The 18,913-nt window shown below is 71.0% G+C and carries 15 protein-coding genes and 1 riboswitch; of the genes, 7 read left to right on the forward strand and 8 right to left on the reverse strand.

Going from position 1 to position 18,913, the window contains the following annotated elements; all coding sequences use genetic code 11:
* The 5 genes from IH54_RS0123925 to IH54_RS0123945 all read right to left on the reverse strand — a co-directional run bounded on the left by IH54_RS0123925 (nucleotide 1) and on the right by IH54_RS0123945 (nucleotide 6,669).
* Complete coding sequence (locus IH54_RS0123925) at nucleotides 1–1,038, reverse strand: ribonucleotide-diphosphate reductase subunit beta (RefSeq protein WP_031520268.1); 1,038 nt, start codon at nucleotides 1,036–1,038, stop codon at nucleotides 1–3.
* Nucleotides 1,038–3,452 (reverse strand): ribonucleoside-diphosphate reductase subunit alpha, encoded by a 2,415-nt coding sequence (locus IH54_RS0123930; RefSeq protein WP_031520270.1) that lies wholly within the window; start codon nucleotides 3,450–3,452, stop codon nucleotides 1,038–1,040. The genes IH54_RS0123925 and IH54_RS0123930 overlap by 1 nt, the downstream gene beginning before the upstream one ends.
* A gap of 140 nt (nucleotides 3,453–3,592) precedes the next feature.
* A riboswitch (cobalamin riboswitch) is annotated at nucleotides 3,593–3,744 on the reverse strand.
* Nucleotides 3,745–3,847: 103 nt separating this feature from the next.
* The gene (mctP, locus tag IH54_RS0123935) at nucleotides 3,848–5,500 is read right to left on the reverse strand and encodes a monocarboxylate uptake permease MctP (RefSeq protein WP_052397797.1); all 1,653 of its coding nucleotides are present in this window, start codon (nucleotides 5,498–5,500) and stop codon (nucleotides 3,848–3,850) included.
* On the reverse strand, nucleotides 5,497–5,754 hold the full coding sequence (locus tag IH54_RS0123940; protein WP_031520275.1) for a DUF3311 domain-containing protein: 258 nt from the start codon (nucleotides 5,752–5,754) through the stop codon (nucleotides 5,497–5,499). Before IH54_RS0123940 ends, mctP begins: the two co-directional genes overlap by 4 nt.
* Before the next feature lie 144 nt (nucleotides 5,755–5,898).
* On the reverse strand, nucleotides 5,899–6,669 hold the full coding sequence (locus IH54_RS0123945; protein WP_031520277.1) for a GntR family transcriptional regulator: 771 nt from the start codon (nucleotides 6,667–6,669) through the stop codon (nucleotides 5,899–5,901).
* 319 nt (nucleotides 6,670–6,988) lie between these two features.
* On the opposite strand from IH54_RS0123945, the gene IH54_RS0123950 reads away from it, so the two are divergent.
* From IH54_RS0123950 to IH54_RS0123965, 4 genes are read left to right on the forward strand one after another with little or no spacing between them, the layout of a single operon-like run.
* Nucleotides 6,989–8,293, forward strand: a complete 1,305-nt coding sequence (locus IH54_RS0123950; protein WP_031520280.1) for an extracellular solute-binding protein — start codon at nucleotides 6,989–6,991, stop codon at nucleotides 8,291–8,293.
* 41 nt (nucleotides 8,294–8,334) lie between these two features.
* A complete protein-coding gene (locus tag IH54_RS0123955) occupies nucleotides 8,335–9,336 on the forward strand; it encodes a carbohydrate ABC transporter permease (RefSeq protein ID WP_031520282.1) in 1,002 nt (333 codons plus the stop codon).
* The gene (locus IH54_RS0123960; protein WP_031520284.1) at nucleotides 9,333–10,217 is read left to right on the forward strand and encodes a carbohydrate ABC transporter permease; all 885 of its coding nucleotides are present in this window, start codon (nucleotides 9,333–9,335) and stop codon (nucleotides 10,215–10,217) included. The genes IH54_RS0123955 and IH54_RS0123960 overlap by 4 nt, the downstream gene beginning before the upstream one ends.
* Nucleotides 10,214–11,848 (forward strand): glycoside hydrolase family 3 protein, encoded by a 1,635-nt coding sequence (locus IH54_RS0123965; protein WP_031520286.1) that lies wholly within the window; start codon nucleotides 10,214–10,216, stop codon nucleotides 11,846–11,848. The genes IH54_RS0123960 and IH54_RS0123965 overlap by 4 nt, the downstream gene beginning before the upstream one ends.
* Nucleotides 11,849–12,384: 536 nt before the next feature.
* Here IH54_RS0123965 and nagB read toward each other — a convergent pair.
* A complete protein-coding gene (nagB, locus tag IH54_RS0123970) occupies nucleotides 12,385–13,170 on the reverse strand; it encodes a glucosamine-6-phosphate deaminase (RefSeq protein WP_031520287.1) in 786 nt (261 codons plus the stop codon).
* Nucleotides 13,171–13,407: 237 nt separating this feature from the next.
* Between nagB and IH54_RS0123975 the strand changes: the two genes are divergently transcribed.
* Nucleotides 13,408–14,493, forward strand: coding sequence for an SIS domain-containing protein (locus IH54_RS0123975; protein ID WP_043182020.1), 1,086 nt, complete (start codon nucleotides 13,408–13,410; stop codon nucleotides 14,491–14,493).
* A gap of 697 nt (nucleotides 14,494–15,190) precedes the next feature.
* Entirely contained in the window at nucleotides 15,191–16,642 is a 1,452-nt protein-coding gene (locus tag IH54_RS0123980; RefSeq protein WP_031520291.1) for a sensor histidine kinase, read from the forward strand.
* 145 nt (nucleotides 16,643–16,787) lie between these two features.
* Here IH54_RS0123980 and IH54_RS0123985 read toward each other — a convergent pair whose 3' ends face one another.
* Both IH54_RS0123985 and IH54_RS0123990 read right to left on the reverse strand, forming a co-directional pair.
* Nucleotides 16,788–17,045: a WhiB family transcriptional regulator gene (locus IH54_RS0123985; protein ID WP_031520293.1), complete on the reverse strand. Its 258-nt coding sequence runs from the start codon at nucleotides 17,043–17,045 to the stop codon at nucleotides 16,788–16,790.
* 320 nt (nucleotides 17,046–17,365) lie between these two features.
* Nucleotides 17,366–18,334, reverse strand: coding sequence for a diacylglycerol/lipid kinase family protein (locus IH54_RS0123990; protein ID WP_031520296.1), 969 nt, complete (start codon nucleotides 18,332–18,334; stop codon nucleotides 17,366–17,368).
* A gap of 48 nt (nucleotides 18,335–18,382) precedes the next feature.
* Between IH54_RS0123990 and IH54_RS0123995 the strand changes: the two genes are divergently transcribed.
* Nucleotides 18,383–18,895 carry a hypothetical protein gene (locus tag IH54_RS0123995; protein WP_234343757.1) on the forward strand — a complete coding sequence of 171 codons (513 nt, stop codon included), beginning with the start codon at nucleotides 18,383–18,385 and terminating at the stop codon, nucleotides 18,893–18,895.
* Nucleotides 18,896–18,913: the final 18 nt, after the last annotated feature.

The following is an 18,913-nucleotide window of genomic DNA, read 5'->3' on the forward strand; positions in this document are numbered from 1 at the left end:
TCAGAAGTCCTCGTCCAGCGCCACCGTGCCCTCCACCGCCACCTGGTAGGCGGAGGGCCGGCGCTCGAAGAAGTTCGTGAGCTCCTGCACGCCCTGCAGCTCCATGAAGGAGAAGGGGTTGCGGGAGCCGTACAGCGGCGGGAAGCCGAGGCGGGCGAGCCGCTGGTCGGCGACGCACTCCAGGTATTCGCGCATGGAGTCGGTGTTCATGCCCGGCAGCCCGTCGCCGCACAGGTCGCGGGCGAACTGCAGCTCCGCCTCGACGGCCTCCCGCAGCATCTCCGTGACCTCGGCCTGCATCCGCTCGTCGAAGAGCGACGGGTCCTCCTTGCGCACGGTGTCGACGACGTCGAAGGCGAAGCTCATGTGCATCGTCTCGTCGCGGAAGACCCAGTTCGTGCCGGTCGCCAGGCCGTGCAGCAGCCCGCGGGAGCGGAACCAGTAGACGTACGCGAAGGCGCCGTAGAAGAACAGGCCCTCGATGCAGGCCGCGAAGCAGATCAGGTTGAGCAGGAAGTTGCGGCGGTCCTCGTGGGTCTCCAGGCGGTCGATCCGCTCGGCGCCCCGGCCGTCGAAGTTCGCCATCCAGCGGAAGCAGAACTGCGCCTTCTCGCGGATGGACGGGATCTCCTCGACCGCGTCGAAGGCCGCGGCCCGGTCGGCCGGATCGGGCAGGTAGGTGTCCAGCAGCGTCAGGTAGAACTGGACGTGCACGGCTTCCTCGAAGAGCTGGCGGGACAGGTAGAGCCGCGCCTCGGGGGAGTTGATGTGCTTGTAGAGGGTGAGCACCAGGTTGTTGGAGACGATCGAGTCGCCCGTGGCGAAGAACGCCACCAGCCGGCCGATGAGGTGCTGCTCGCCCGGGGTGAGCTTGGCGAGGTCGGAGACGTCGGAGTGCAGGTCGACCTCCTCCACCGTCCAGGTGTTCTTGATCGCGTCGCGGTAGCGCTCGTAGAAGTCCGGGTAGCGCATCGGACGCAGGGTGAGTTCGAAGCCCGGGTCGAGCAGGTTCTTCACGTTCGCGGTGGTGCTGGTCATTACTGGCAGGCCTCGCAGGACTCGGGGTTTTCCAGGGAGCACGCGATCGCGTCGGCGGTCGCGGAGGGGGACGCGGTAGGCGGCGCGGGAGCGGGTACGGGGACGGTCGCGGCGCCGGACGCGGAGCCCTGGGCGGCGCGGGCGATCCGGGTCGCGGGGCGGGAGCGCAGGTAGTACGTGGTCTTCAGGCCCTGCTTCCATGCGTAGGCGTACATCGAGGAGAGCTTGCCGATGGTGGGCGTCTCCAGGAACAGGTTCAGCGACTGGCTCTGGTCCAGGTACGGCGTGCGGGCCGCGGCCATGTCGATGAGGGCCCGCTGCGGCAGCTCCCACGCGGTGCGGTACAGCTCGCGTACGTCCGCGGGGATCCAGCCGAAGCCCTGCACGCTGCCGGCGGAGTCGCGCAGCGCCTCGCGGGTCTGCTCGTCCCACACGCCCAGCCGCTTGAGGTCGGCCACCAGGTAGGAGTTGACCTGGAGGAATTCACCGGAGAGCGTCTCGCGCTTGAAGAGGTTGGACACCTGCGGCTCGATGCACTCGTAGGAGCCGGCGATCGAGGCGATGGTCGCGGTCGGGGCGATGGCCAGCAGCAGCGCGTTGCGCATGCCGTGCGCCGCGACGCGCTCGCGCAGCGCCGCCCAGCGCTCCGGCCACGCGGAGTCGGTGCCGTAGTGGTCCGGGTGCAGCACGCCCGCCGCGGCGCGGGTCTCCGCCCACGCGGGCAGCGGGCCGTGCCGCTCGGCCAGGTCGCAGGAGGCCTCGTAGGCGGCGAGCATGACGCGCTCGGCGATCCTCGTGGACAGTGCGCGGGCCTCGGGCGAGGCGAAGGGAAGCCGCAGCTTGAAGAAGACGTCCTGGAGGCCCATCACGCCCAGACCCACCGGCCGCCAGCGGGAGTTGGAGCGGCCCGCCTGCTCGGTCGGGTAGTAGTTGATGTCGACGACCCGGTCCAGGAACGTCACCGCGGTGCGCACGGTCTCGTCCAGCCGCGCCCAGTCGACGACGTCGTCGCCGGAGTCCGCGGTGACGAACGAACTGAGGTTCACCGAGCCGAGGTTGCACACGGCCGTCTCGGAGTCGTCGGTGACCTCCAGGATCTCCGTGCACAGGTTGGACGAGTGCACGGTACGGCCGGGCAGCGCGGTCTGGTTGGCGGTGCGGTTGGCGGCGTCCTTGAACGTCATCCAGCCGTTGCCGGTCTGCGCCAGGGTGCGCATCATGCGGCCGTACAACTCCCGTGCCGGGATGGTGCGCTGGGCCAGTCCGGCGGCCTCGGCGGCACGGTAGGCGGCGTCGAAGTCGTCGCCCCACAGGTCGACGAGCTGCGGCACGTCGGAGGGCGAGAACAGCGACCACTGCGCGTCCGCCTCGACCCGGCGCATGAACTCGTCCGGCACCCAGTGCGCCAGGTTCAGGTTGTGCGTACGCCGGGCGTCCTCACCGGTGTTGTCGCGCAGTTCCAGGAACTCCTCGACGTCGGCGTGCCACGTCTCCAGGTAGACCGCCGCGGCGCCCTTGCGGCGGCCGCCCTGGTTCACGGCGGCGACCGAGGCGTCCAGCGTCTTCAGGAAGGGCACGATGCCGTTGGAGTGCCCGTTGGTGCCGCGGATGAGCGAACCGCGGGCGCGGATACGGGAGAAGGGCAGGCCGATGCCGCCCGCGTGCTTCGACAGCCGGGCCACCTGGTGGTAGCGGTCGTAGATCGAGTCCAGCTCGTCGAGCGGCGAGTCCAGCAGGTAGCACGACGACATCTGCGGGTGCCGCGTACCGGAGTTGAAGAGCGTGGGGGAGCTGGGCAGGTAGTCGAGCGCGCTCATCAGCCGGTAGAGCGCGGCCACTTCGTCCACGGCCGCCGTGGTGTCGCTTTCGGCCAGTCCCGCGGCCACCCGCAGCATGAAGTGCTGCGGGGTCTCGACGACCTTGCGGGTCAGCGGGTGGCGCAGCAGGTAGCGGGTGTAGAGGGTGCGCAGGCCGAAGTAGCCGAAGCGGTCGTCGGCGCCGTCGGCGAGCGCCTGCTCGACCAGGGCGTCCAGCCGGGCAGCGTGCCGGGCGGCGAAGTCCGCGGTGCGGTCGGCGACGAGGCCCTCGCGGTGCCCCACCGCGATCGAGGTCGTGAAGGACACCGCGCCCTGCGACGCGGCCTCCTCGGCGATCGTCACGGTCAGCAGCCGCGCCGCCAGCCGCGAGTACGCCGGGTCCTCCGAGATGAGCCCGGCCGCCGCCTCGGTGGCCAGCACTCTCAGCTCCGCCGTGTCCGCGGCCGCGCTGCGCCCGCGCAGCGCCGCGCCGGCGACCCTGCCGGGGTCGGTGTCGGGAAGGTCGGTACACAGCTCCACGAGGGTACGCAGCAGGTCGGCGCTGTCGGGCGCGCCGGTGGTGGCGGTGGCTGCGGGGGCTTCGGGCGCGATGGTCACGGTGATGCGGTCTCCCTCGTGAGCGGCGGCGGCCACGCGGGGAGGGACGGAGGGGGCCGCGACCGCCCTGCGGGCATGCCGAGCCGCGTCCGCGAGGCCCACTCCACGAGGCCCGGACACAGCGGCGTCGCGGTCTGCCGACCGTGGCGCCGTCTGCCGGCAGGCGATCGGGCTCCGCGGCCGTGCGCCTCTTCGCGCGCAAGCGCACGAGGGCACGGCAGCTCACCGTTGCGGGGCAGCGCCGGATTCGCACCGGCTTCCCCTGCGGGCAGCGGAGTTGAGCATACATCTTGTGCCGCTCGCTGCTGCGCAGCCCCAGATGTTGTGTCGCGAGGGAGCGTGTTGCGAGGGGCGCGTGGGGAGGTTCCCCCACGCGCCCCTTCGGGGCACAGCCCCTACGCCGGCTCGGGCAGGCCCGGGGTGACCGTCGTGTCGGGCGGGGAGGCGGGGCTCGGGAGCTCCGGGGCGGACTCGGCGGTGTAGTCGGCCGGCACCGTCTCGTCCACGCCCGCGGGCGCCTTGAAGGCGCGCAGGACGACCGTCAGGACGATCGCGACGCCCGCGTTGAGGACGAACGCGGTCAGGCCGATGTAGCCCTTCTCGCCGATCCACGGGATCATGTCCGCGTTCCCGCCGAAGTGCGACTGCGACGGGCTGGACTGCTCGTACGCCTTCCACGTGCCGTAGAACATGCCGGCCGCCCAGCCGGCGAGCAGCGCCCAGCGGTGGAACCAGCGGGTGAACAGGCCGCCCACTATGGCCGGGACGGTCTGCAGGATCCAGATCCCGCCCAGCAACTGGAAGTTGATGGCCACGGTCTTGTCCATGGTGAGGACGAAGACCAGCGCGCCGACCTTGACCACGAGCGAGACTGCTTTGGAGACCGCGGTCTCCTGCGCGGGGGTGGCGTCCGGTTTGATGAGGTCCTTGTAGATGTTGCGGGTGAAGAGGTTCGCCGCGGCGATGGACATGATGGCCGCGGGCACGAGCGCGCCGATGCCGATCGCCGCGAAGGCGACGCCCGCGAACCACGACGGGAAGACGTTCTCGAAGAGCTGCGGGATGGCCAGCTGGTTGTTGTACTTCGGGTTGCCCGCGCCGACGCCGTCCGCGATGGCCATGAAGCCGAGCAGCGCCAGCAGGCCGAGCATGAGCGAGTACAGCGGCAGGATCGTGGTGTTGCGGCGGATGGTGTCGCGGCTCTTGCCGGACAGCACGGCGGTGATGGAGTGCGGGTAGAGGAAGAGGGCCATCGCCGAGCCCATCGCCAGTGTGGCGTACGCCCATTGGGCCTTCGGGCCGGTCACGAGGGAGCCGCGGGGGACGCCCTGCTTGTTCGGCACCGCGTAGGCGTCGCCGGCCTTGCTGAAGATGTCGTCGAAGCCGCCGAGTTTGTACGGGATGTAGATGATGGCGACCACTATGACGATGTAGATCAGCGCGTCCTTGACGAACGCGATGAGGGCGGGCGCGCGCAGCCCCGAGGAGTACGTGTACGCGGCGAGCACGCCGAAGGCGATGAGCAGCGGCAGGTCCTTGAGGAACCAGTTGGTGCCGTCGCTGCCACCGACGCCCATGACGTCCAGGACGGCCTGGATGCCCACCAGTTGCAGCGCGATGTAGGGCATCGTGGCGATGATGCCGGTGATCGCGACGGCCACCGACAGGCTCTTGGAGCCGAACCGCCCGCGGATGAAGTCCGAGGAGGTGACGTAGCCGTGCCGGCGCGAGACCGACCACAGCCTCGGCAGGAAGAGGAAGACCAGCGGGTAGGTGATGATCGTGTAGGGCACCGCGAAGAAGCCCGCGGCGCCGCCCGCGAAGATCGCGGCGGGCACGGCGACGAAGGTGTACGCGGTGTACAGGTCGCCGCCGAGCAGGAACCAGGTCACCCAGGTCCCGAAACTCCGCCCGCCCAGGCCCCATTCGTCCAGGTGCAGCGGGTCCGCGGCACGCCGCCAGCGCGCGGCGAAGAAGCCGAGCACGGTGACGGCCAGGAAGAAGAAGACGAAGACGCCGAGCGCGACGCCGTTCACGCCGTCCTTCATACGTCCTCACCGCCCTTGCGCGCCCGCTCCTCGCGGCGTACGAGCACGTACGCGGTGAAGGTCAGCGCGGCCGCCACCGGCACCCAGGCCATCTGGTACCAGTAGAAGAACGGGATGCCGATGAAGGCCGGTGTCGTGCGGGCGTAGGAATCCACCCACAGCAGTGCGACGAACGGTGCGAGCAGGCACAGCGCGGCGACGACCCGGGTGGGGGTGACGACCGGTGGCCGTGGGCCCGGTGGTGCTTGTGACATGTGCTGGTGCTCCCGTCCCCTAGAGCGGCGTGTAATGGCCAGGAAATCTAGGGGAGGCTAGCGGCGGCAGTCACTACCCGTGCACGGATCAGTTCCCAGGTCAGCCGCGCGGGTGACCGGAAACCACCGGTAGGGGCACCCGGGTCAGTCCGTCGGGCGGCTGAGGCGGGCCACGAACTTGTACCGGTCGCCGCGGTAGACCGAGCGCACCCACTCGACCGGCTCGCCCGTGGTGTCGATCGAGTGGCGGGAGAGCATGAGCATCGGCAGGCCCACGTCGGTGCCCAGCAGCCCGGCCTCGCGGGGGGTCGCGAGCGACGTCTCGATGGTCTCCTCGGCCTCGGCGAGCCGGACGTCGTAGACCTCGGCCAGCGCGGTGTAGAGCGAGGTGTACTTGGCCAGGCTGCGGCGCAGCGCGGGGAAGCGCTTGGCGGACAGGTGGGTGGTCTCGATGGCCATCGGCTCGGAGTTGGCGAGCCGCAGGCGCTCGATGCGCAGCACGCGGCCGCCGGCCTTCATGTCCAGCAGCCCGGCGAGCCGGTCGTCGGCGGTGATGTAGCCGATGTCCAGCAGCTGGGAGGTGGGTTCGAGGCCCTGGGCGCGCATGTCCTCGGTGTAGGAGGTCAGTTGCAGCGCCTGCGAGACCTTGGGCTTGGCCACGAAGGTGCCCTTGCCCTGGATGCGCTCCAGCCGGCCCTCGACGACGAGCTCCTGGAGGGCCTGCCGGACGGTGGTGCGGGAGGTGTCGAACTCGGTGGCGAGGGTGCGTTCGGGCGGGACCGGGGTGCCGGGTGGCATGGTCTGGGTGATGTCCAGCAAATGGCGCTTGAGCCGGTAGTACTTGGGCACCCGTGCGGTACGGCCGGCGGTGCCGCCCGTCGTCGTCTCCGCACTGGTGACCGCGTCGCTCTCCATGACGTCTACTCCCGACTGCGCTCGTGCTGCCGTGGTCCGGCTCCTCCGTTGATCGCGGCTCACATGGTGGCACGCTCGGCTCCGCGGGAGAGAGGCGGCGGGGTCCTGGTCCCCCTCAGGTGTCGGTCCGATAACAGACCCGACGGGTGTTCTTATACACCCTTGACACCCCTAAAGGTCTAGGCCAAGCTCCCGGTACTGGTCTAAACCATTAATGACCACATCCCAGACCCACGAGCAAGTATCGGACTCCGCGTCGCACGCGGAGTCCGGCATTTCGGGCGGTGGGGGGAGTTTCGGGCATCCTGAGGAGGGTGGCGTGAAGCGCAAGCTCATCGCGGCGATCGGCGTCGCGACCATGATCGTCGGTATCGCGGCATGCGGATCGGACAAGAAGGACGACAACAAGGCGTCGTCGGGGGGCGACAAGGGTTCCAGCGCGTCGTCGATCACCGTCTGGCTGACGGTGGACGCGCAGCACAACTGGCCGGAACTCATCAAGACGGCTGACGACGCCCTCGCCGCGAAGCACCCGGGTCTGAAGGTCAAGCACGAGTACTACGCCTGGCCGGACAAGAATGCCAAGCTGGACGCCGTGCTCGCCACCGACAAGGCGCCCGATGTCGTGGAGATGGGCAACTCCGAGATGGTGCCCTACATGGCCGAAGGCGCGTTCGCCGAGGTCGACCCCTCGAAGTTCGACAACTCCGCCCAGTGGCTGGACGCCCTCAAGCAGTCCGTCACGTACGACGGCAAGACCTACGGCGTGCCCTACTACGCCGCCGCCCGTATCGCGACGTGGCGCAAGGACATCGCCGCCGCCTCCGGCATCAGCGCCGCCCCGAAGAACTGGACCGAGCTGGCCCAGGACCTGGACAAGATCCAGTCCAAGCAGGGCCCGAAGTTCAACGCCTGGTACCAGCCGTCGCGCGACTGGTACGCGGCCATGTCCTTCGTCTACGACGCCGGCGGCGCCATCGCCACCAACTCGGGCGGCCAGTGGAAGGGCTCGCTGGAGAGCCCGCAGGCCATCCAGGGCCTCACCACCTGGAAGGACGCCATGGGCAAGTACATGCACGGCGACCTCACCAAGGACGAGCAGGACCGCTACATCGTCTACGGCCAGGGCAAGTCCGACCTGATCTTCGCCCCCGGCTGGGAGGGCCCGTCCGCGGCCGACCCGAAGTTCGACAAGACCGGCGGCAAGCTCAAGGACAACCTGGAGAACTTCGTCATGCCCGGCCCGTCCGGCAAGAACCTGCCGGTCTTCCTCGGCGGTTCCGACCTGGCGATCCCGACGAAGTCGAAGAACGCCGACCTGGCGGCGGAGTGGATCAACGACTTCACGAACACCGCGGGCCAGAAGGTCCTGATGGGCAAGGGCAACCTGCCGAACAACAACACGCAGCTGGAGACGCTCAAGAGCGACCCGGCCTCCGCGGTCACCGCGACCGCCGCGGGTTCGAGCTGGTTCGTGCCGACCGCGCCCGGCTGGGGCACCGTGGAGAAGGCGCAGACCCTCCAGTCCATGCTGCAGAACATCGCCACCGGCAAGGCCTCCGTCCAGGACGCCGCCAAGGCCGCGGACGAGGCCATGGACAAGGTCCTCAACGTCAAGAACTGACCATCCTCACAACGTAGACCAGGACCGCTGAGGAGCACGTGATGAGTGCCGCCGAGACCACCACCACCAAGGTGCCGCCGCCACGGCGGCACTCATCACCTCCCGGGCGCGGCCCCGGGAGACGCCGCGCCGCACGCGGTCGCCGGGTCCACCTCAGCCGGGCGTTCACCCCCTGGCTGCTGCTGGCGCCCTGCATCCTCGTGCTCGTGCTCGTACTGGGCTACCCGCTGATCAAGCTGGGCATCCTGTCCTTCCAGGACTACAAGAAGCCCCAGCTGTGGGGCTTCAAACCCGCCACCTGGGTGGGCTTCGACAACTACACGGCGATCCTCAAGGACAGCGAGTTCTGGGACGTCGTCGTCCGCACCATCGTCTTCGCCGGCGCCGCGGTCGTCCTCACCATGGTCCTCGGCATGCTGATCGCGCTGCTGCTCCAGCGGGTGTCCGGCTGGGTGCGGACCCTGGTCAACATCGCTCTCGTCGCGAGCTGGGCCATGCCGGTGGTCGTGGCGGTCACCGTCTTCAAGTGGATGTTCGACAGCGACTACGGCGTCGTGAACTGGGTGCTGACCAAGCTGCCGGGTGTCGACTACACCGGGCACAACTGGTTCGCCTCCGGTCCCGAGGGCCTGTCGGTGATCATGCTCCAGGTGGTGTGGGGCGCGATCCCGTTCGTCGTGATCACCCTGGGCGCCGGTCTCACCCAGGTGCCCAAGGAACTGGAGGAGGCGGCCCGGCTCGACGGCGCCGACGCCTTCGGGGTCTTCCGCTACGTGACCTTCCCGATCATCAAGCCGCTGGTCGTCATGATGACCACGCTCTCGGTCATCTGGGACATGGGCGTCTTCGCCCAGGTCTGGCTGATGCGCGGCGGCCACCCCGAGCCGGAGTTCCAGCTGCTGACCACCTACTCGTACGAAAAGGCCTTCGGCGTCAACGACTACGCCTCCGGCTCCGCGATCGCGCTGCTGACCGTCCTGCTGCTGCTCGGCGTCGTCGCGGTCTACATGCGGCAGATGCTCAAGATCGGAGAGGTGGAATGAGCGCCCTGACCTCGCGGCCGAGCGCCGCCCCGGTGATCACCGCCACCGCGGCCGAGCGCCGCAAGCGCAAGGCCAAGATCGGCTGGAACGTCCTCGGCCTGCTGGTCTTCGTGGTGACCGTCTTCCCGGTCTACTGGATGGTCAACACGGCCTTCAAACCGGCCAAGGACGCCATCGACCCCAAGCCGCACTTCTTCCCGTTCCCGGTGTCGCTGGAGAACTTCCGCCGCGCGCTGAACATCAGCGACTTCTGGGGTCCGGTCGAGCGCAGCCTCGTCGTCAGCGCCTCCACCGTCGTGGTCGGCGCGGTCATCGGCCTGCTGGCGGCGCTCGCGATCTCCCGCTTCGCCTTCCGCGGCCGCAAGGCCGTCATCGTCGGCATCCTGACCGTCCAGATGGTGCCGCTCGTCGCGATGATCATCCCGGTCTTCCTGCTGCTCAACCAGATCCACCAGATCGACAAGCTCAGCGGCCTGGTGCTGACCTACCTGACCTTCATCCTGCCCTTCACGGTCTGGACGCTGCGCGGCTTCATCGTCAACATCCCCAAGGAGCTCGAAGAGGCCGCGATGGTGGACGGGTGCAGCCGCACCGGCGCCTTCGTCCGCGTCGTCTTCCCGCTGCTGGCCCCGGGCCTGGTGGCCACCTCGATCTACGGCTTCATCCAGGCGTGGAACGAATTCCTCTACGCCCTGCTGGTGATGAGCCAGGAGCACGAGACGGCCACCGTCTGGCTCGGCACGTTCACCACCCAGCACGGCACCGAGTACGCTCCGATGATGGCCGGTTCCACCATGATGGGCATCCCCGTGGTGATCCTCTTCCTGCTCGTGCAGCGCAAGATGGCCGCCGGCCTCACCGCCGGGGCGGTGAAGGGATGACCGCCGCCGTCACCGGCACGGACACGCCCGCGCCGTCGCTCGTACGCGACGCGCTGACCGTCCTGCAGCCCGGCTTCGAGGGCACCGAGGCCCCCGAGTGGCTGCTGCGGCAGCTCGCCGAAGGGCTGGGTGCGGTCGCGCTGTTCGCCCGCAACATCGAGTCGCCCGCGCAGCTGGCCGCGCTCACCGCCCAGCTGCGCGCGGTGCGGCCGGACGTGCTCGTCGCGGCCGACGAGGAGGGCGGCGACGTCACACGGCTGGAGGCGCGCGGCGGCTCGTCCTTCCCGGGCAACCTCGCGCTCGGCGCCGTCGACGACGTCAAGCTCACCCGCGCGGTCGCCGCCGAGCTGGGCCGCCGGCTCGCCGAGTGCGGGGTGAACCTCAACTGGGCGCCCTCCGCCGACGTCAACTCCGACCCGGACAACCCGGTCATCGGCGTGCGCTCCTTCGGCGCCGACCCCGACCTGGTCGCCCGCAACACCGCCGCCTACGTCGAGGGCCTGCAGTCCGCGGGTGTGGCCGCGTGCGTCAAGCACTTCCCCGGCCACGGCGACACCGCGACCGACTCGCACCACGACATGCCGCGGATCGACGTCGGCCTGGAGACCCTGCGCTCCCGTGAGCTGGTGCCCTTCCGCGCCGCGCTCGCCGCAGGCAGCAAGGTCGTGATGAGCGCGCACATCCTCGTACCCGCGCTCGACCCCGAGCTGCCCGCGACCCTCAGCCCAGCCGCGCTCACCGGCCTGCTGCGCGCTCCCCGCGAGCGCGGCGGCCTCGGACACGAGGGCCTCATCGTCACCGACGGCATGGAGATGCAGGCCATCGCGGGGACGTACGGGATCGAGCGCGGCACCGTCCTGGCGCTGGTCGCCGGCGCCGACGCGATCTGCGTCGGCGGCGGCCTCGCCGACGAGGAGACCGTGCTCGCCCTGCGCGACGCGATCGTGGCCGCCGTCGAGTCCGGCGAACTGCCCCGTGAGCGGCTCGCGGACGCGGCCGAGCGGGTCCGCGACCTCGCCGCGTGGGCGGCGGCGCAGCGGCCGGGCGCAGCGGAGGGGACCGCACCCGGCAGCACCGCGGCCGCCCCCGGCGAGGCATTCGGCACCGCCTCCGAGGTCGGCCTGGAGGCCGCCCGCCGCGCCCTGCGGATCACCCGCACGGACGCGTTCGCGCCGCTGGAGTCGGCCCCCTACGTGGCGGCCTTCACGCCGGTGGCCAACATCGCGGTCGGTGAGGACACCCCGTGGGGCGTCGCCGCCGAGCTCGAACGGCTGCTGCCGGGTACGGAGACGGGCACGTACCGCGCCGCGGAGGACTCTTCGGAGGATTCCGCGGGGGATTCCGCGGAGGGGGCCCCCGGGGCTCCCGAGGCCGGGGACGCCCCCGACGTGGCGGCGCAGGTGCTGGCGGCGGCGGGGGAGCGGCGGATCGTCGCCGTCGTCCGCGACGTGCACCGGCACGCGTGGATGTCCGAGGCGCTGGCCGGCCTCGTCGCGGCCCGCCCCGACACGGTGGTCGTCGAGATGGGCGTCCCCCAGGCCCCGCCCGCGGGAGCGCTCCATCTCGCGACCCACGGCGCCGCCCGCGTCTGCGGTGAGGCTGCCGCCGAGGCGATCGTCAGCGCCCGCTGAGCCCTCCGGGGGAGCCCCGCCCTCTCCGGGGGAGCCTCGCCCTCTCCGGGGGAGCCTCCCCCTCTCCCCGCCCCGGACGCCGGGCCCGGCCGTAACCCCTGAGCCGGGCCCGGCGCCCGGCATGCCGCCCTGCCGGGCGAGCGCTTCCGCCTGCGGCTGGGCGTGCCGCGCCGGGCAACACCAGGGGCGCGTGGGGGTACCTCCCAGGCGCGGCTCTGGGGGAGAACTGCGCGCTCAGCCCTCCACCGGCCGGTGGTCCTGGGGGCACCCCCAGGCGGAGCTCTGGGGGAAGACCGTACTGCCCCACCGGCCGGTGACGACGTGCAGCGTCGTCGTGGCTGGTCGCGCAGTTTCCCGCGCCCCTGAAACGCTCACCGCCCTGAGCAGCGGAAACGCTCGCCGCTCCGTGGAGCGGAAACGCTCGCCGCTCCGTGGAGCGGAAACGCTCTCACCGCCCTGCGCAGCGGAAACGCTCGTGGCGCAGCCGCACCCCCCGTTGGCACGGGGGCCCGACGCAGTAGGGGAGGGGCGGGGGCCTACAGGCCCTGCCAGTGCGGCTTCGCCGCGAAGGTGGCCCGGAAGTACGGCGCAAGCTTGAGCTTCGAGGCCGCGGCCTCGTCGACGACCACCGTGGCGTGCGGGTGGAGCTGGAGCGCCGACGCGGGCACCACCGCGGCGACAGGGCCCTCCACGCTCTGCGCCACCGCTTCCGCCTTGCCCTCGCCGGTGGCGAGAAGCACGAGGTGGCGGGCCTCCAGTATCGTGCCGATGCCCTGCGTGATGACGTGGTGCGGGACCTGCTCGATGTCGCCGTCGAAGAAGCGCGCGTTGTCGACCCGGGTCTGCTCGGTGAGCGTCTTGATACGGGTGCGGGAGGCCAGCGACGAGCACGGCTCGTTGAAGCCGATGTGCCCGTCCGTGCCGATCCCCAGCAGCTGGAGGTCGACCCCGCCCGCGGCGGCGAGAGCCGCGTCGTACGCCTCGCACGCGCCCTGCACGTCCTCCGCGCTGCCGTCCGGGCCCATGAAGGACTCCGGGGACAGCCCGAGCGGCTCCACGACCTCGCGGAGCACCACGGAGCGGTACGACTCGGGGTGGCCGGCGGGCAGGCCCACGTACTCGTCCAGCTGGCAGACCCGGGCGCGGGAGACGTCCACCGCGCCGCCGCGGACCTTCGCCGCGAGCGCCTGGTAGACGGGCAGCGGGGTGGAGCCGGTGGCGACCCCGAGCAGCGCGTCGGGCTTGCGGCGGATGAGCGCGGCCATGGTCTCCGCGATCACTTCGCCGCCTGCCGCGGCGTCCGGGACGATGACAACTTCCACGCTGGGCCTGCCGTTTCTGGAGCGGTGAGTGTGGTATAGACCAATCTATCAGGTGTCCCCCCGCAGGCCGAGGGGCACCCGTGCCCGCATTCGTGCCCGCGTCCGTACCCCGCTCGTACCCCGCATCCCGCTCGCACCCCGGCTCGTACCCCGCGGAGCGGCCCGCTCCGCGCGCGGGCCGCCGCCTCCTGTGGTCGACTGTTGGAGTGCTCCCCGGCGGGATGGAGGCGGGTGGACATGACGGACGGCACGGCGCCCCCGGGCCCGGCCCGCGGTGCGGACCGGGCCGGCGCGATCATGGCGGCGGAGATGGCCGAGCAGCCCGCGGTGCTGCGGCGCATCGTCGAGCGCGCGGTCCCGGAGATCACCGCGACCGCCCGCGCCGTCGCGGCCCGCCGCCCCCGCTTCGTGCTGCTCAGCGCGCGCGGCACCTCCGACCACGCGGCCCTCTACGCGAAGTACCTCATCGAGGTGGAGCTCGGTCTGCCGTGCGGCCTCGCCTCGATGTCCACGATCACCGCGTACGGGGCCCGGCCGCAGCTCGCGGACGTGCTCGTGGTGGCCGTCAGCCAGTCGGGCGGGTCGCCCGACCTGACCGCCACCACGCAGGCCGCCCGGGAGGCCGGGGCGATCACCCTGGCCCTCACCAACAACCCCGACTCGCCGCTCGCCGAGGTCGCCGAATTCCACATCGACATCCTCGCGGGCCCGGAGCGGGCCCTCCCGGCGACGAAGACGTACACGGCGGAGCTGCTGGCCCTCTACTTCTTCGTCACGGCCCTGGGCGGACAGGACGGCCTCCCCGCCGCGCGGGCCCTCCCGGAGCTCGCCGAGCGCGTCCTCGCCCGCGGCGAGGAGGTACGCGACCTCGCGGGCCGCTACCGCTTCGCCGAGCGCATGGTCATCACCAGCCGCGGCTACGGCTACCCCACGGCCAAGGAAGCCGCCCTCAAGCTCATGGAGACCAGCTACGTGCCCGCCCTCTCCTACTCCGGGGCGGACCTGCTGCACGGGCCGCTGGCCATGGTCGACAACATCTCGCCGGTCATCGCGATCGTGACCGAGGGCCGCGGCGGTCAGGCCCTCCAGCCCGTCCTGGACCGCCTGCGCAGCAGGGGGGCCGACCTCGTCGTGGTCGGCCCCGAATCCGCGACCCGCTCGGCGTCCGGCGGCTTCGCCCTCCCCACCCAGCACCTCCAGGAGGCGCTGCAGCCCGTCCTCGAAATCCTCCCCCTCCAGCGCCTCGCCTACGAAATCGCGATCGCTCGCGGCCAGAACCCCGACTCGCCGCGAGCGATCGCAAAAATAACGGAGACCCGCTGACCCCCCCCGTACGACCTCGCGCCTGCGCCGCGGGGCACCCGTTCGGGGCCACGTCTGCGCCGCGGGGCCAAGCATTTTCAGCCTGCGGCTGGGCTGCGGGGTGGGCGTTTTCAGGGGCGCGGGGAACTGCGCTCCTCCAGAGCTTCGCCGGGGAGGTACCTCCACGCGCCCCTGGTGTACCCGGCGCGGCAGGCGCAGCCCCAAAGTGCCCGGCGCAGCAGCCGTACCCCCGGAGTGCGCGGCGGGGCAGGCGCAGCCGGAGAACGCTTGCCCTGTGCAGCAGGAGTGCCCGCGCCGCGAGGGGCCGAGGGCCGGGTTGCCCGGCGCGGCAGGCGCGGCAGCGGCAACAAGGCAGACAACTTCGGGCCGCGGTGCAGAGAGGACCCTCAGCCTCATCGCACCGCAGCCCGGAGCTTGCGCCGGCAGCCGTGGCAGGCGGGGTGTGCGGTCCCCGCGGACCCGTTAGGCGCCGACAGCGAGGCGGTGGCGTAGTCAGGGCAGAGAACGCCCCGCCTCGTTCCGCGCTCCTGTGCGGGGAGCCCGGACGTCGTGTTCTGGCGACCATTGTGGACTAGACCAATGGGCCCTGTAAACGGGTCGGCACCGATTTCGTGCCGCGCCTGAACAAAGTGTGCCCGCAAAACCCGCCGGGCGCACCCCCCTGGGGCCTGCGGGTACGCTCGCAGTCGTGCCCTCCATGAACGATCTCGTACGCGAGCACACCGCACTGGACGCCTCCGACCTGGAATGGCTGCACCTGCTGGTGTCCGAATGGCAGTTGCTGTCCGACCTGTCCTTCGCGGACCTCGTGCTGTGGGTGCCCACCCGGGACGGCACGCGGTACGTCTCGGTCGCGCAGATGCGGCCCAACACCGGCCCGACGTCGTACCAGGACGACATGGTCGGCCACCTCGTGCCGCGCGGGCGCCGCCCGCTGCTGGACGCCGCCCTGGACGAGGGGCGGATCGTCCGCGAGGGCGACCCGGAGTGGCGCGAGGAGGTCCCGGTACGGGTCGAGTCCATCCCCGTGCGGCGCGACGGCCGGGTGCTGGGCGTGATCGCCCGCAACACCAACCTGCTGACGGTCCGCACCCCGAGCCGGCTGGAGCTCACCTATCTGCAGAGCGCCAGCGACCTCGCGCAGATGATCGCGGCCGGCTCCTTCCCCTTCCCCGCCGAGCAGGTCGACATGGACGCCTCGCCGCGGGCCGGCGACGGGCTCATCCGGCTGGACGCCGACGGCACGGTGCAGTACGCGAGCCCCAACGCGCTGTCCGCCTACCACCGGCTCGGGCTGGCCGCCGACCTGGTCGGCCACCACCTGGGCAAGACCACCGCCGAGCTGGCCCCGCAGTCGGGCGGGCCGGTGGACGAGGCGCTCGTCACGATGGCCAGCGGCTGGGCGCCCCGGGAGTTCGAGGTCGAGGGCGGTGACGGCGTGATCCAGTTGCGTGCGATCCCGCTCAAGCCCAAGGGCGTACGCACCGGTTCGCTGGTGCTGCTCCGCGACGTCACCGAACTGCGACGGCGCGAGCGCGAGTTGATGACCAAGGACGCGACCATCCGGGAGATCCACCACCGGGTGAAGAACAACCTCCAGACGGTGGCCGCGCTGCTGCGGCTGCAGGCCCGCCGGATGGATTCGGCGAGCGCCCGCTCGGCGCTGGAGGAGGCGGTGCGCCGGGTCGGCTCGATCGCCATCGTGCACGAGACGCTGTCCCAGACCCTGGACGAGCGCGTGGAGTTCGACGAGATCGCCGACCGGGTGCTGGCGATGGTCGCCGAGATCTCCCCGGGCCGGGTGACCGCCCGCCGCTCCGGCCGCTTCGGTGTGCTGACCGCGCGGACGGCCACCCCCCTGTCGATGGTGCTCACCGAGCTGCTGCAGAACGCCCTCGAACACGGCTTCGGGCCGGGCGAGTCGGGCGCGGTCGACATCACCGCGACCCGCGGCCGGGAGCTCATCACCATCACCGTCCAGGACGACGGCCGCGGCCTGCCGGCCGGCTTCGACGCGCAGCAGACCGGCAACCTGGGCCTGCAGATCGTCCGTACGCTCGTGGTCGGCGAGCTGGGCGGCACCTTCGACATGGTGCCCGCACCCGACCGCGGCACCCGGGTCATCCTCGAACTCCCGCTCGCCGGCTGACCGTTCACCCTTTCCGGTCATCTTTCCGGTGACCCGGACACGCGGAAGCCCCCCGTACCGCCATTGGTACGGGGGGCTTCCGGATGCTGCGTGCTGCGCGGGTGACAGGTGCTGCGCGCTGCGGCTCGGTCGGAAGGCGTGCGTGTCAGGCGCTGGCGTTGCGGGCCCGGTTGCGGGCGGCGCGGCGCTTCATCGCGCGACGCTCGTCCTCGCTGAGGCCACCCCAGACACCGGCGTCCTGACCGCTTTCGAGCGCCCACTGCAGGCACTGCTCCATGACGGGGCAGCGGCGGCAGACGGCCTTGGCTTCCTCGATCTGCAGCAGCGCAGGACCGGTGTTGCCGATAGGGAAGAAGAGCTCAGGGTCTTCCTCGCGGCAAACGGCGCGGTGACGCCAGTCCATGGCTGCTCCAACTCCTCGTGTGACAAGCTCGTTGCTTGTGAATGTGAACGCTTTCACGAATCCCTTCACAGGGAACGGGACGCCACCCAGTCTTCACTGGTGCAGTCCCGCTGGTGTGAGGTCTCAGATTCGGGCTCTCAAGGGGGCCGGTTTGTCGGCCGTCCCGATCGCCATGTAGAGACTCGCAAACCTCGGCTGGAGATACAACCCCTTCAGGGAAGTTTTTTTTGATTCCTCGGTGTCGCGTCGATCACAGCCGTACTTCCATGGGGTGCGGGGCAGCCTAAACGTTCGAGTAAAAGGACTTTAGGCTCTTCGACTTACACAATCACACGCAGTGCACGGCGTACGCCTGTGAAGGTCGCACTCGTACGCAGCCCCAGGTGGTCACCGTCCACCTGGAAGGGCAGTGGAGCCTGCGATTGCAAGGTGAAGTCGGTCAGATCGTGCAAGGTGACCGCGTGCTTGCCGCGCGGTCCGCGGTCCGGGGTGGACCGGAGCAACTGTGCCGCGTAGCGCGTTCCCGACAATGCGGACATCTTGCGAATGCCCAGCAGGTCAAGCGCGCTGTCGAAAGATGCGTCGGGAGATGCGTAAATAGGCCGATTGCCCAGATACGTCCATGGTGCGGCATTGCAGATTATCGCCGTCGACAACCCGGCCAGCGGCTCCTCGTCCGGCCGCCGCACCGTGATCGTCCCGCTCCTGCGGTTCGGGTCGGCGACGAACTGCCGGGCCACCTGCCGCAGATACAGCGCATGCGTCGAGCGCTTGCCCAGCTCCCGCTGCTGCTCCACCCGCCCCACCACGCCGGCGTCGAAGCCCAGGCCCGCGCAGAAGGTGAACCAGCGGTCCGGCACCCCTTCGTCCTCCGTCCCCGGCGTGCCGCTGACCAGCCCCAGGCCGACCGTGCGCGACGAGCCGGCGCGCAGCGCGTCCAGCAGGGCCCCGGTCGCCTCCACGGCGTCGTTGGGCAGCCCCAGCGCCCGGGCGAAGACGTTGGTGGAGCCGCCGGGCACCACGGCGAGCTGCGGCAGCGCGTCCGGGTCGGGCCCGCGGTGCAGCAGCCCGTTCACGACCTCGTTGACCGTGCCGTCACCGCCGAGCGCGACCACCAGTTCCGTCTGGCCGCCCTCCACCGCGCGGCGCGCGAGGTCGCGCGCGTGCCCGCGGTATTCGGTCGTGGCGACCTCCAGCTTCAGATCGCTGGCCAATGCGGTGCTGATCACGTCGCGCACCCGAGCACTGGTGGTGGTCGCTGCCGGGTTGACGACGAGAAGTGCACGCATGGTCGATAGCGTACCTACGGTTTTTCGGCTCGGGCTACGCTGAGTGGTGTGAGCCAGACCCCCCAGGACCCCTCGCCCGAGCTCGATGCCGCCGCTGTGGCCGAGGACACGGAAGGCGCCGTCGCGCCCGCCGAGGAAGAGGCCGAAGAGGCCGCAGAACCCGTGGAGCCCGCAGCGGCCGCCCCCACGCCCGGCGGGCGCGCCCGGCTGCTCGGAGCCGCCGCCATCGCGGGCCTCGAAGGGCTCGTCATCGCGGTGTGGGGCGTCACCATGTTCTTCACCGGCAGCGACCACGCGGTCCTCGCCGGGCTCACCGTCCTGGTCTTCGCGGCGATCCCGCTCTCCGCGGCGTACGGGCTGCGCCGGTCCCGCCGCTGGAGCCGCGGGCCTGCGCTCATCATGCAGCTGCTGGCCCTCCCGGTGGCGTGGACCATGCTCCACTCCTCCGGTGCCGTGGTGGCGGGCGGCGCCGTCCTCGGCCTCCTGGCCCTCGCGGGCCTCGTCCTCCTCGCCCACCCGGCGACCACCGACGCACTCGGCATCCGCCGGGTGAACGCGTAGGAGCTCGCACTCGGCGCA

The sequence above is a fragment of the Streptomyces sp. NRRL F-5123 genome (assembly GCF_000721495.1).
Taxonomy (GTDB): domain Bacteria; phylum Actinomycetota; class Actinomycetes; order Streptomycetales; family Streptomycetaceae; genus Actinacidiphila.

Bases quoted from the DNA above. Each gene is read 5' to 3' on its own strand.
- IH54_RS0123925 (WP_031520268.1), bottom strand. From the start codon at position 1,038: ATGACCAGCACCACCGCGAACGTGAAGAACCTGCTCGACCCGGGCTTC.
- mctP (WP_052397797.1), bottom strand. From the start codon at position 5,500: ATGAAGGACGGCGTGAACGGCGTCGCGCTCGGCGTCTTCGTCTTCTTC.
- IH54_RS0123940 (WP_031520275.1), bottom strand. From the start codon at position 5,754: ATGTCACAAGCACCACCGGGCCCACGGCCACCGGTCGTCACCCCCACC.
- IH54_RS0123945 (WP_031520277.1), bottom strand. From the start codon at position 6,669: ATGGAGAGCGACGCGGTCACCAGTGCGGAGACGACGACGGGCGGCACC.
- IH54_RS0123955 (WP_031520282.1), top strand. From the start codon at position 8,335: ATGAGTGCCGCCGAGACCACCACCACCAAGGTGCCGCCGCCACGGCGG.
- IH54_RS0123960 (WP_031520284.1), top strand. From the start codon at position 9,333: ATGAGCGCCCTGACCTCGCGGCCGAGCGCCGCCCCGGTGATCACCGCC.
- IH54_RS0123965 (WP_031520286.1), top strand. From the start codon at position 10,214: ATGACCGCCGCCGTCACCGGCACGGACACGCCCGCGCCGTCGCTCGTA.
- IH54_RS0123975 (WP_043182020.1), top strand. From the start codon at position 13,408: ATGACGGACGGCACGGCGCCCCCGGGCCCGGCCCGCGGTGCGGACCGG.
- IH54_RS0123980 (WP_031520291.1), top strand. From the start codon at position 15,191: ATGAACGATCTCGTACGCGAGCACACCGCACTGGACGCCTCCGACCTG.
- IH54_RS0123985 (WP_031520293.1), bottom strand. From the start codon at position 17,045: ATGGACTGGCGTCACCGCGCCGTTTGCCGCGAGGAAGACCCTGAGCTC.
- IH54_RS0123990 (WP_031520296.1), bottom strand. From the start codon at position 18,334: ATGCGTGCACTTCTCGTCGTCAACCCGGCAGCGACCACCACCAGTGCT.